This window comes from Alteromonas sp. CI.11.F.A3 (assembly GCF_032925565.1).
Taxonomy (GTDB): domain Bacteria; phylum Pseudomonadota; class Gammaproteobacteria; order Enterobacterales; family Alteromonadaceae; genus Alteromonas.
On the sequence record NZ_CP136708.1, the window covers coordinates 1,627,142 to 1,639,087 of the forward strand.

The window sequence follows — 11,946 nt, forward strand, 5'->3', positions numbered from 1 at the left end:
GGTAGTAAATAAAACTCAGGCAATGGCTGAAAGAGCTAGTAAGTGGATGTATATTCCAAAAGAGAACTAACAAAAATGCCGAACTTAACTAACCTTAATAATAAGTTAGCTAAGCTCGACATTGCTTTTACTGGCGTATCCATAGAAATAACGACAACGAATACACCATTGTATTAGCTCGGCTAATTTAGCCAGTTCAATTTCTCTAGGCTAATTTCGCCTTCATCTCACGGCGTCTCGCGTGCAGTAATGGCTCTGTATAACCACTAGGTTGCTCTTTGCCTTTAAAGATAAGATCGCTAGCGGCTAAGAAACCAATTGAGCTATCTAAATCAGGCATCATAGGGATGTATTCTGCATCACCAGCATTTTGCTCATCCACTAGTTTTGCCATACGGCGAAGTGATTCATCAACTTGCTCTGCACTTACAATGCCGTGCTCAAGCCAATTTGCAATATGCTGTGATGAAATACGTAGTGTGGCTCTGTCTTCCATCAGTCCAACATTGTTAATATCTGGCACTTTAGAACAGCCTACACCTTGATGCACCCAACGAACCACATACCCTAATATACCTTGTACATTGTTATCTATTTCACGCTGTATGGTACCGGCTGATAGCGAATCTCTACTTTCTAGCAGTGGAATCGTCAAGATATCGTTAAGGCCAGAGAAACCCTCGTCTAATCCCTTTTGAATGTCGAAAACATTTACATCGTGATAATGCAGAGCGTGCAAAGTGGCAGCGGTAGGTGAGGGAACCCAAGCGGTATTTGCGCCAGATTTTGGGTGTCCAATTTTGGTATCCATCATATTTTGCATTTCATCGGGAATAGGCCACATGCCTTTACCAATTTGGGCCTTACCAGAAAGACCACATCGAAGGCCGACGGCTACATTTGCGGTTTCATACGCTTTAATCCACGGCATAGTCTTAAGCGTCGCTTTCTCGGCGAAGGCCCCTGCAAGCATAGACGTATGAATTTCATCGCCTGTTCTGTCTAAGAAGCCGGTATTAATAAATACAACACGAGACTTCGCTGCATTGATACAAGCGTCTAAGTTCACACTGGTACGGCGTTCCTCATCCATGATACCCATTTTCAATGTGTTTTTGGGCACATTGATAACGGTTTCAATCTTGGCAAAGAGGGCATCAGAAAAGGCGACTTCTTCAGGGCCATGCATTTTGGGTTTAACGATATAAATGCTGCCATGACGAGAATTTTGGAATGGGCTATTATTCAGTAAATCATGCTTGGCGATGAGCGAAGTCACTAAACCGTCCATAATACCTTCTGGTACTGGCTCACCATCAAATAGCATAGCGTCGTTTGTCATTAGATGACCTACATTACGGACAAACATAAGGCTGCGTGCAGATAAAGACAATTGCTCTTGGTTCGTTACATGTTTTGAAGGCGAGTACACTCTATCTTCATGCATAGCGCGAACGATGGTTTTGCCACCTTTGTTCATTTCAATGCTTAAAGAGCCTTTCATTAGCCCTAACCAATTACTGTAAACCAGGGTTTTGTCTTCGGCATCAACGGCGGCAACTGAGTCTTCGCAATCCATAATAGTAGTAAGCGCGGCTTCAATTAACACATCTTTCACGCCAGCGGCGTCAGTTTTACCAATAGGGCTGGTGATATCTATCTGAATTTCAAAGTGCAGACCATTGTGAACAAATAATAGTGCGGTAGGAGCAGTAATATCACCTTGGTAGCCTTGCCACTGTTCGGTGTTTGCAAGCGTGGTGATGTCACCGTCGGTTAACGAAATCGCTAATTTGCCGGTTTCAATTTTATAACCGGTCACATCAGCGTGACTTCCCTTCGCAAGTGGAAGCATATTGTCTAAATAGGCTTTCGCTTTCGCTACCACTTTCTCGCCACGTACTGGGTTATAGCTTTTGCCGGGTTCTGCCCCGTTCTCATCGCTAATAACATCAGTGCCGTACAAAGCATCGTACAAACTACCCCAGCGGGCATTAACAGCATTTAATGCATAGCGGGCATTGTTAATTGGTACCACTAATTGAGGACCAGCCATGGTAGCAATTTCTGCATCCACGTTTGTGGTATCTGCTTGCACCGTTTCAGGCTGCTCTACTAGATAACCAATTTCTTTTAGGAAAGTAATGTACTGCTCACCAAAAGCGGGGTTTCCTGCTTGGTGATAATTATCGATAGCGAGTTGGAGTTGTTCTCGTTTTTCTAGCAGGGCACGATTTTGAGGAACGAATTCTGAAAAGAGGGCTTCTGCACCTTGCCAAAATGCGTCTGGTTGAACACCAGTGCCTGGCATTGCCTGTTGGTTGATGAAATCATCGAGTTGCTCAGCAACCTGTAAACGGCCTCGAGTAATATAATTTTGCATAACTACCTCTATACATTTTCTGTAGCTCTAGTGTAGAGAGTATAGAGGCAGTTTTTTAATTTATGGTTCCTATCTTTGCCATTTCTTCAGTGAATGTTCATGTGCAATTAGTATTCACATTTGAAATCTTAACGGCATGAAGCAAGATGGTGCTCTAGCTGTCACTCATTTCATTCGCGACATCGCTAATTAAACGGCGCAACCAAATGTGTCCTGCATCATGATGCAGTAGCGCACTCCAAGCCATTTTCAACGCGATTGGGGGAATATCAAAAGGCGGCTCTTTTACCACAACGCTAGGGTCGTCTTTGAATAACTTCGCTGCTTTGCTTGGCAAGGTGGCTATAAGCTTTTGCGTTTTGGCTATTTGCAATGCGGCATGGTAGTGGCGCGTAAATACTCGAATAGCCCGTTGCTTGCCTATTTTGGTTAGCTCAGCATCTACCCAACCTAGTTTCTGTACTTCCGTTGGGTCAATACCCACGCCAACACCGAAGCCAGTTTTACTCACCCAAATATGTTGAGCGTTTAAATAACTGTCTAAGTCGCATTTTGCTACCAGCGGGTGATCTGAACTCATTACACAGCTGAAGGTATCGTACCAAATCACTTTTTGGTGAAAAGATAGCGGCAGTTCTTCAAAGCGGTTAATGGCCATATCGACCTTGCCTTGCTCTACATCATGAAAGGTCACGTCACTAGGGGTGATTAAATCTAATGTAATATTCGGCGCCAGGTCGGCTAACCTGCCTACTAGCTCAAGCAATAACGTGCTTTCAGCATAATCACTGGTCATGATACGAAAGGTGCGTTCACTGGTTAGCGGATCAAAATCGGTTTCAGGCTGAATTGAGCTTTCAAGTCGACTGAGTACATCACGAATAGTGGGTTGAAGTTCAAGTGCTCGTTTTGTTGGCGTCATTCCGTCGCTGGTGCGCACCAATAAAGGGTCTTTAAACAAGTCACGTAAACGCTTTAGCCCATTGCTCATCGCAGGTTGCGTAATGCTTAGCTGATTGGCCGCTTTTGTTACACTGCCTTCCCGCAGTAAGACATCTAAATATACCAGTAAATTTAAGTCGACCTTCGCTATATTCATTATTGTAATGCTCTTAATAAACTCAATTAGACTCAGCTATTATAAAGCCTTTTTAATCTGCTGTCAGATACGCTTTTGGTCTTACGTTTAAAAAGCGCAAAATCCCTAAGCTGCTGAAAAATATGTTTAATTATATTTATGGTGCTAGTTTGGGCATAACTTCTAGAATTTAGCGACATGGTAAATACAGATAAATTCGCTGAATAATAAAAAAAGGCACCCGAAGGTGCCTTTGAACAAAGTTGGGATACTTTGTGTTTAAACGTCGAACTGGTTCATGGTGTTATCATCACCAGAAGCTTTAAGTGCACCTTCACCAGAGAAGTACTCTTTGTGTGTATCACCTAAATCTGAACCTGCCATTGCTTGGTGTTTAACACACGCAAGGCCTTGGCGAATTTCTTGGCGCTGAACACCGCGAACATAAGCCAGCATACCTTCTTCACCAAAGTAGCCTTTAGCCAAGTTGTCAGTAGACAATGCCGTAGTATGGTAAGTCGGTAGTGTAATAAGGTGATGGAAAATACCCGCTTCACGTGCAGCATCTGCTTGGAAGCTCTTGATTTTTTCATCAGCTGTAGTGGCTAGTTCAGTTGTATCGTACTCTTCGCTCATCAACTTAGCACGGTCGTATGAAGAAACATCTTTGCCTTCTTCAGCCCAAGTATCAAACACTTGCTGGCGGAAGTTCAGTGTCCAGTTGAAAGAAGGTGAGTTGTTGTAAACCAATTTCGCGTTTGGTACTTCTTTACGAATGGCGTTAACCATTTCAGCAATCTGACCAACGTGAGGTTTTTCAGTTTCAATCCACAACAAGTCTGCGCCGTGTTTAAGTGATGTTATACAATCTAGTACTACGCGGTCGAAACCAGAGTTGTCTTTAAAGCGGAACAAACCATTAGGTAAGCGCTCAGGTTTTACTAGTTGTCCGCCTTGTTTCAATACAAGGTCGCCTTCAGATAAATCGTCAGCACCGTTAACGGGTGTTGTTTTTAAGAATGCATTGTACTGAGCCGCAAGGTCGCTTTCAGAGGTTGATACGGGGATTTTTTGCGTTAAACCTGCACCTAGTGAATCGGTACGAGCAACAATAACGCCATCGTCTACGCCAAGCTCTAGGAATGCATAACGAACGGCATTGATTTTAGCGAGGAAGTCTTCATGTGGAACGGTAACTTTACCATCTTGGTGACCACATTGTTTTGCATCAGAAACTTGGTTTTCAATCTGAATACAACAAGCACCGGCTTCAATCATCTGCTTAGCTAATAAGTAGGTAGCTTCTTCGTTACCGAAACCCGCATCGATATCGGCAATGATAGGTACTACATGGGTTTCGTAGTTATCAATTTGACTTTGAATGGCTGCCGTATCGCCGCCATTGGCTTTCGCGTCATCTAACTTATGGAACAAGTCGCCTAACTCACGAGCGTCCGCTTGGCGCAAGAAAGTGTATAACTCTTCAATGAGTGAAGAAACGGTCGTTTTTTCATGCATTGATTGGTCTGGAAGAGGTCCGAATTCAGAGCGAAGGGCGGCTACCATCCAGCCTGAAAGGTATAAGTAGCTCTTATCAGTAGTACCTTGGTGTTTCTTCACTGCCAACATTTTCTGTTGACCTACAAAACCATGCCAGCAACCTAAAGACTGAGTATATTGCGCCGTGTCAGCATCATAATCTGCCATGTCTTTTCGCATGATAGCAGCAGTGTAACGCGCAATGTCTAAACCAGTCTTAAACCGGTTTTGGATTTTCATTCTAGCAGCGTACTCAGGGCTAATGCCTTCCCAAGCACCTTTTTGTGCTGCTTTTAACGTGGCGAAGTTATCAATATCTGTTTGATACTGCGACATGAGCGTTTCTCCCTACTATAATTGTTATCAAATGTTGTTTTGAGAATTCGCATTGGTGCGTTCTCTTAAGCTTCCATTTCATCCTAGTGCGGCTATCAAAATAATAAAAGTGTATAATTTTGATTGCCGTCATTCATGGTGTGAATATATTTTGTGTTGAGATAGTGTTGATAAGACGTTTTGAAAAGTGTCTAGAGTCGGTTCGTACCCAGCATCGATGTTCACTAATATTCGTAAGAACGTGATTTGTGGACTAGCTTTTACTTTGGAGAATAAAAATTAGGCGGGTTATTAGCATAATTGATAATAGGTTTCTGATTGCAGGGCGTGTAAATTCTTTTGACACTTAGCTGTATTTCAGCAAATGGTAGCAGGCATTCCGAATAATTGGTTTAGAGAATTAAAGTGAGTAACGATGAGTAACGGCGTCCTTTCCTCAGTTGATCAGCGCACTAAGTTAGTGGGTGAAAACAGACTTGAATTGCTGATGTTTCAGTTGGGTTCTCGTCACATCTTTGCCATGAATGTTTTCAAAATCAAAGAAGTTATCAACATTCCTAAATTTAATAGCATGCCTGGTTCTCACCAAAACCTTAAAGGTGTGATGAACTATCGAGGCAGTGCCATTCCTATCATTGATATACGCCAAGCGATTAAAATGCGCGGCGGTTCAATAGGTAGCGATGCACATAACGTTATCATTACAGAGTACAACCGAACTGTTCAGGGTTTCATTATTGGTAAGGTAATGAATATTGTGAATACGTCTTGGGATACTATCCAGCCACCGCCCAGTGGAATGGGTAAAACTAATTACCTTACTGCCATCACACAAGTTGAAGTACAAGGTAAAAAAGAGATTGTTGAAATTATTGATGTGGAAAAGGTACTAGCCGAGATCATTGATTACGATATCTCTATTTCCGACAAAGTGCTTGATAAAGACATCGTTAATCACTTTAAAGACAAAAAAGTACTGATTGTTGATGATTCAAGCACGGCAAGAAAACAAGTTAGAGACACGCTAGAGCAATTAGGAATAACCATCATTGAGAGAAAAAATGGGGCTGAGGCATTAGCTTTACTTCAAGAGTGGGCAGATGCAGGTAAGCGCCCCAGTGATGAAATATTGATGATGTTTACCGATGCTGAAATGCCAGAGATGGACGGCTATAGGTTAACCTCGGAAGTACGAAATGATCCCAGAATGCAAGATCTCTTCATAACGTTAAACACCTCATTAAGCGGCAGTTTTAATGATGCTATGGTTGAAAAGGTAGGCTGTGACCGGTTTATCTCCAAATTCCAACCCGATATGCTTGTAGAAGTTGCCCAACAACGACTTCGAGACTTCCTCTCAGAAAATTAGTTATTCCTCAAAAGACATCAACCCCCTGTCGACGCTATTTACCCTTAATGCTTTGAGAAAAGGGCGGGTCTGCCTTACACTAACGCCTTCAATAATAAGCATGTTCAACATTCTCGCCATGTTCTGGTGAATATTTTGTGCAATGTGTGAAATGACACAATTCTTAAATGCGACCCATTTAGGATGAGGGTCGTCCGCGCCCTCGTTTTTTGATATATGGCGCTTTTTTAGTTCTCAGGGAAGTTTCATGATTTATAGTAAACGCAAACTATTAACCACCTTAACACTATGCGGCTCGCTTTGTGTATTGTCTGGGTGTGGCTCTACATCAAATGAAAGTGCGCAAAAGACAGTTGCGCAAAACTCAGCACCTAAAAATATTATCATGGTGGTAGCTGATGGAATGGGGCCTGCTTTCACTACGGCTTACCGTAATTATGTTGATGACAAAAATACCCCTGAAGTTGATGCGGTAGTATTCGATGATATTTTGATGGGTAACGCATCTACTTACCCAGCGCCAGTATCAGGTTTTGTAACCGATTCAGCAGCTGCGGCCACCGCATTAGCGTCTGGTGTGAAATCTTATAATGGTGCCGTTGGTGTTGATGTGGATAAAAAGCCTGTTAAATCGGTTATGCATTACGCCAAATTGAAAGGCATGCGGACAGGCCTAGCGGTCACCTCACAAATTGTTCACGCTACGCCAGCGGCTTATATCGCACACAACGAAAGTCGTCAGAACTACAATGCCATTGCCGACGATTTTTTCGATGTGCGCGTAAATGGAGAGCTTGTTGCTGATGTAATGTTAGGTGGCGGAACCGATTTTTTTGAACGCGAAGATCGTAATATCATTGGCGAGTTTATCGATGCCGGTTATGAATATACTGACACTTACAACCGCTTAGCCACTGTGCCTAAAGGCAGTAATGTATTGGGCTTGTTTGCTTCGGTAGCTTTACCTGCCATGCTGGACGATAGCCGCGACAATCGTCTTAAATACTTAACAGAACATGCAATTAAGCACCTAGAAAACGACAATGGGTACTTCTTGTTGGTTGAAGCCAGCCAAGTAGACTGGGCGGGTCACGCCAATGATATCGCATCGGCGATGGCTGAAATGCAAGACCTTGCCTACACCATAGAGTTCTTAAAGACTTATGTGCAAACGCACCCAGACACCTTGGTTGTTCTCACGGCTGATCACAGTACTGGCGGTCTAACTATAGGTGCTAGAGGTGACTATAGCTGGAGCCCAGAGTATTTAAATAATCTGAAAGCGTCACTGGGTACTATAGCCAAGAATATGGTTGAGCAAGATAACCCAGGTGAATATGTTGCAACGACTTTTGGTTTTGATGTTACCGATGAAGAAATCGCCACGTTCGACAGCATTGCTCAGCAAGATGTGAAAGCACGCTTTAATGCCTTGAAAGTATTTTTAGATAACAAAACCAATACTGGCTGGACAACATCAGGGCATACCGGTGTAGATGTAGAAGTATTCGCGTTCGGCGCCGGCCATAATGATTTTATGGGGCAAATAGACAATACGGATATTGCTAAGAAAATTTTTAACTTCATTGATAAACGTAATTCGACTACCCAAGGTATTTCAACAAATGTTGAGTTAATAAAAACAACTGACAAAAAAGATGCGACCAACACAAGTTGTGATTTTAAAGAAAATTGGCGTTGTGATTAAAAAATAAAGGAATACTGCGCTAATGCTTGAACTGTTAGAAGCCATTTTTGATGAAGTAAAACCAATGCTAGGGGAGGGGAAAGTCGCAGACTATATTCCTGCGCTAGCCAGTGTTGACCCTCATCAATTTGGCATTGCCATTTGTGATATTGAAGGGCGCATTACATCAATTGGTGATGCCGATGTGCCTTTTTCTATTCAAAGTATATCCAAAGTTTTCAATTTAGTGCTTGCCATGAATCACTATGGCGAAGATATGTGGGAACGAGTGGGCTGTGAACCGTCGGGTCTGCCTTTCAACTCGCTAGTACAGTTGGAGTATGAAGATGGTATACCACGAAACCCGTTTATTAATGCGGGTGCACTAGTGGTTAGTGACATGACACAGTCTCGTTTCGCCTCACCTCATATCGGTATGCGAGATTTTGTTAGGCGCCTATCCTGCAACGATAATATTTTTGCCAATAAAGTGGTTGCTGATTCTGAATTTGAGCACCGTGCTAGAAATGCAGCCATGGCCTATTTAATGAAAGCCTACAACAACTTTGAAAATGAAGTTGAAGATGTATTGCATAGCTACTTTAACAACTGCGCATTGGAAATGAGTTGTGTGGATTTAGCACGCGCCACAAACTTTTTAGCAAATAGAGGTTACTCTATTTGTGCCGATGAACAGGTACTAAGCCCAGATCAAAACCGTCAAGTGAACGCATTGTTAGCTACAAGCGGTATGTATGACGAAGCAGGGAGTTTTGCTTTTAAGGTTGGCTTACCGGGGAAAAGTGGGGTTGGCGGGGGAGTGATTGCCGTAGTACCGGGTCGCTTTTCTATTTGTGTGTTCTCACCTGCGCTAAACGCGGTGGGGAACTCTCATTTAGGTGTTGCTGCGCTTACTTCATTAAGCAAGCGCATTAATTGGTCGGTTTACTAACCGTGTTTTGCTTTTTCTTAACGCCTGATTTTCCCATCTTGATGAAAGGCTGTTCTATTATTAAAAAGGTCAAGCAAGAAAAAATAACTACGATAATTGATACTATTGGAAGTATTGTCAAAAATTCAATAAAAGACCTTGTTTTAAAGTCAACTAACTCTATCTCAGTGAACAATACGTACAGAACAATCCCATGCAGTAAATATATGCTATAACTTGCTTCACCAAGTACTCTGCAGCTTTTCCACCGAAGAATACCGAATATTGAATTTCCGTTAGTAATGAGAAAAAATAAGACAAATATTAGTATCGAATGTGCTACATCTAAAGTACGAGGGTATAGGGTAATAATTAAAATAAGGAATAAGGTCGCGATAGATACCGACGTTGAGTCATAATTAAAATCGTTTCTAAGAGTTTTTAGTAAGTAAGCTGTAAGTCCCCCAAAGAAAAAGTAGAGAAAAAACTTAGAGCTTATTCCCAATACTTCTAATGGGTAGAGAAATAAATAAAACACCCCACTGAAAAAAATTACAAGAGTTAATATCTTACTTCTAAATACAAGCTGTATTAAAGGTAAAGATAGGTAAAAAAGCCATTCGTATTTTAAAGTCCAATCTACGGATGCAATTATTCGTTTTGAATCAGCAAATTCGTTAATTGACCGGCCATAGAATAATAGCCATAAGACAATGTCTTTAAAAAAACTTTGCCAATCACCAATCTGAAAGTTAGTGTTTTTGAGTGACAAGATTAAAACTATTATGAGAGCGAAAAAATATAAAGGCTGAATTCGAAATAATCTTGATTTAAACAGCAAAAACCAATTAACTTTCTTTTTTGAAATGAGTCGGTCTATGAACAAAAAACCAGTAATCATGAAAAATAGTACCACTCCCACTTTACCAAAATTTTGATAAATATCACTTTCTGGGCGTCGCCAAACCCCATCGATTTTCCAATAATAGGTGATTACGAAATGATGTATAAAAACGGAAAATGCCAAAAAACCTCTTAGGCCATCTAATGTTACCAAACGGCCATATTGAGGAGGAAGAATTGATGGGAAAAATCGAATAAACGATTTTGCAGCTAGTATTGCGATGGCAAAACTAGAAAGAACAATAAACGCTTCCATGGTTACTTTCTTCAATCAAGTTTAATCAAATTGACTATAGCAGTATTTATAGTGACATATATCACTAATTACTTTGTTACAAGCTACTGATTAATAAAATCATCCAACTCTTCGCCAGTTATTTTCTTAATCTGGCTGAATAAATACCACAGTGCAGTAATAAGCAAAATCATGCTAGGGATAACAATGACTGGGTAGCTCAATGCAGTCATTCGGCCTAGCTCTTCGGTGTACGCCGTAGTGCCTGGCTCGCTTACTAAAATAACTTTGGCCAAAATATAGTTTAAGGCAGAAGATAAAAAGAACGAGCTAGCCACAATGTATGAACTAACGGCGACTTTGCGCTTAAACAAAGCCTGTTTGTTTTGTTCATCAAGTACGCGATTTAAGTGAGGCCAGTTTATAATTTGGTCGTTTAAGATAAGCATTTTGACCAGCGGCTTTTCAGTGTATTGGGTTATTAATACTGCCAAACCAATAGCGGCAGGAATAGCCGCTTCTTTAATAGCAATATACTCAGCAGGTAGTTTTAACAAACTAAAGCCGCCAGTCAGCAATACGCTGATAATACCTAAAACAGAAAATCCGTTTACTTTACCTGATTCTTTTAAATCCCATAGTCCGTAACCGATGGGGAAAGCAAGTGCGGCGACGATACTCCATTCTGGGCCTAAATAGTCTTCAGAGCTAGCATAGCTCATGAGCACTACGGGTATAATAATGTTGAAAGCGAGGTTGCCGAAAAAGCCCTGATTTTTTTGCTGCGATTGTACTTCTGCCATAACGCCTTTATCTTTCTCTTATTAGCCGCACTGTTTAATGAACTGCAATTATACGGCATCCATTCATCGTGCCCAGTGCCAAGCGGCAAATAACCCACCTAAAAAGCCAAATAGATGATATTCAAATGAAATAAATCTAGAGGTTGGCAATATACCTACTAACATTCCGCCATAAACGATGGCAACAATAATAGAAATAAGTAGGTACTTAACTTTTTTACTTTTAAAGCCGGCTAACACTAAGAAGCCGAAGTAGCCGTAAACCATACCACTTGCGCCAATATGCATAGCGCTACGACCGAAAATCCACACACCCAGACCGCCAATAATCAATGCACTTGCGGTGGCGATGAGGAAGGTGCGCTTTCCCCACTGCATGGTAAGCCACATAAATAATAACAAAGGGATAAAGTTAGCCATTAAATGCGACGGCGTACCGTGTAAGAAGGGGGCTGTGAAGATAAAGGGCAAGTGAGACAACGAGCGTGGATATACACCAAACTGATTTAAGCTATTTCCAGTTACTAAGTTCACTATCTCAATGACAATGAGAAATGCGCCTAAGGTAAGTAACACGCGAAGTTGAAAAGACAGTGGCTTCATAAACAGTATTTTATTCCTTCGTTATAACACTTTGTACAGCGCGGTAGTATTGGTGCCAGCTAGGCGCATCAATCAATAA

9 protein-coding genes are annotated in these 11,946 nt (G+C 41.6%); 3 read left to right on the top strand and 6 right to left on the bottom strand.

Features of this window, described 5'->3' with window-relative positions:
• Nucleotides 1-205 precede the first annotated feature (205 nt).
• The 3 genes from R1T43_RS06920 to R1T43_RS06930 all read right to left on the bottom strand — a co-directional run bounded on the left by R1T43_RS06920 (nucleotide 206) and on the right by R1T43_RS06930 (nucleotide 5,336).
• Nucleotides 206-2,383, bottom strand: a complete 2,178-nt coding sequence (locus R1T43_RS06920) for a malate synthase G (protein WP_317354317.1) — start codon at nucleotides 2,381-2,383, stop codon at nucleotides 206-208.
• A gap of 154 nt (nucleotides 2,384-2,537) precedes the next feature.
• Entirely contained in the window at nucleotides 2,538-3,482 is a 945-nt protein-coding gene (locus R1T43_RS06925; RefSeq protein ID WP_057790522.1) for a LysR family transcriptional regulator, read from the bottom strand.
• Nucleotides 3,483-3,740: 258 nt separating this feature from the next.
• Complete coding sequence (locus R1T43_RS06930; protein ID WP_317354323.1) at nucleotides 3,741-5,336, bottom strand: isocitrate lyase; 1,596 nt, start codon at nucleotides 5,334-5,336, stop codon at nucleotides 3,741-3,743.
• 415 nt (nucleotides 5,337-5,751) lie between these two features.
• On the opposite strand from R1T43_RS06930, the gene R1T43_RS06935 reads away from it, so the two are divergent.
• The 3 genes from R1T43_RS06935 to glsB all read left to right on the top strand — a co-directional run bounded on the left by R1T43_RS06935 (nucleotide 5,752) and on the right by glsB (nucleotide 9,344).
• Nucleotides 5,752-6,705 (top strand): chemotaxis protein CheV, encoded by a 954-nt coding sequence (locus R1T43_RS06935; protein WP_057790526.1) that lies wholly within the window; start codon nucleotides 5,752-5,754, stop codon nucleotides 6,703-6,705.
• 247 nt (nucleotides 6,706-6,952) lie between these two features.
• Complete coding sequence (locus R1T43_RS06940; RefSeq protein WP_317354328.1) at nucleotides 6,953-8,413, top strand: alkaline phosphatase; 1,461 nt, start codon at nucleotides 6,953-6,955, stop codon at nucleotides 8,411-8,413.
• 22 nt (nucleotides 8,414-8,435) lie between these two features.
• The gene (gene glsB, locus R1T43_RS06945) at nucleotides 8,436-9,344 is read left to right on the top strand and encodes a glutaminase B (protein WP_057790530.1); all 909 of its coding nucleotides are present in this window, start codon (nucleotides 8,436-8,438) and stop codon (nucleotides 9,342-9,344) included.
• Here glsB and R1T43_RS06950 read toward each other — a convergent pair.
• The 3 genes from R1T43_RS06950 to R1T43_RS06960 form a co-directional block, all read right to left on the bottom strand.
• A complete protein-coding gene (locus R1T43_RS06950; protein WP_317354331.1) occupies nucleotides 9,325-10,482 on the bottom strand; it encodes an acyltransferase in 1,158 nt (385 codons plus the stop codon). The genes glsB and R1T43_RS06950 overlap by 20 nt on opposite strands.
• Nucleotides 10,483-10,565: 83 nt before the next feature.
• Nucleotides 10,566-11,264 carry a VC0807 family protein gene (locus R1T43_RS06955; protein WP_057790532.1) on the bottom strand — a complete coding sequence of 233 codons (699 nt, stop codon included), beginning with the start codon at nucleotides 11,262-11,264 and terminating at the stop codon, nucleotides 10,566-10,568.
• Between the two features lie 63 nt (nucleotides 11,265-11,327).
• The gene (locus R1T43_RS06960; protein WP_317354336.1) at nucleotides 11,328-11,867 is read right to left on the bottom strand and encodes a rhomboid family intramembrane serine protease; all 540 of its coding nucleotides are present in this window, start codon (nucleotides 11,865-11,867) and stop codon (nucleotides 11,328-11,330) included.
• Nucleotides 11,868-11,946: the final 79 nt, after the last annotated feature.

Excerpts from the sequence above, each read along its gene's own strand:
- R1T43_RS06920 (WP_317354317.1), bottom strand. The coding sequence starts at position 2,383 with ATGCAAAATTATATTACTCGAGGCCGTTTACAGGTTGCTGAGCAACTC.
- R1T43_RS06925 (WP_057790522.1), bottom strand. The coding sequence starts at position 3,482 with ATGAATATAGCGAAGGTCGACTTAAATTTACTGGTATATTTAGATGTC.
- R1T43_RS06930 (WP_317354323.1), bottom strand. The coding sequence starts at position 5,336 with ATGTCGCAGTATCAAACAGATATTGATAACTTCGCCACGTTAAAAGCA.
- R1T43_RS06935 (WP_057790526.1), top strand. The coding sequence starts at position 5,752 with ATGAGTAACGGCGTCCTTTCCTCAGTTGATCAGCGCACTAAGTTAGTG.
- R1T43_RS06940 (WP_317354328.1), top strand. The coding sequence starts at position 6,953 with ATGATTTATAGTAAACGCAAACTATTAACCACCTTAACACTATGCGGC.
- glsB (WP_057790530.1), top strand. The coding sequence starts at position 8,436 with ATGCTTGAACTGTTAGAAGCCATTTTTGATGAAGTAAAACCAATGCTA.
- R1T43_RS06950 (WP_317354331.1), bottom strand. The coding sequence starts at position 10,482 with ATGGAAGCGTTTATTGTTCTTTCTAGTTTTGCCATCGCAATACTAGCT.
- R1T43_RS06955 (WP_057790532.1), bottom strand. The coding sequence starts at position 11,264 with ATGGCAGAAGTACAATCGCAGCAAAAAAATCAGGGCTTTTTCGGCAAC.
- R1T43_RS06960 (WP_317354336.1), bottom strand. The coding sequence starts at position 11,867 with ATGAAGCCACTGTCTTTTCAACTTCGCGTGTTACTTACCTTAGGCGCA.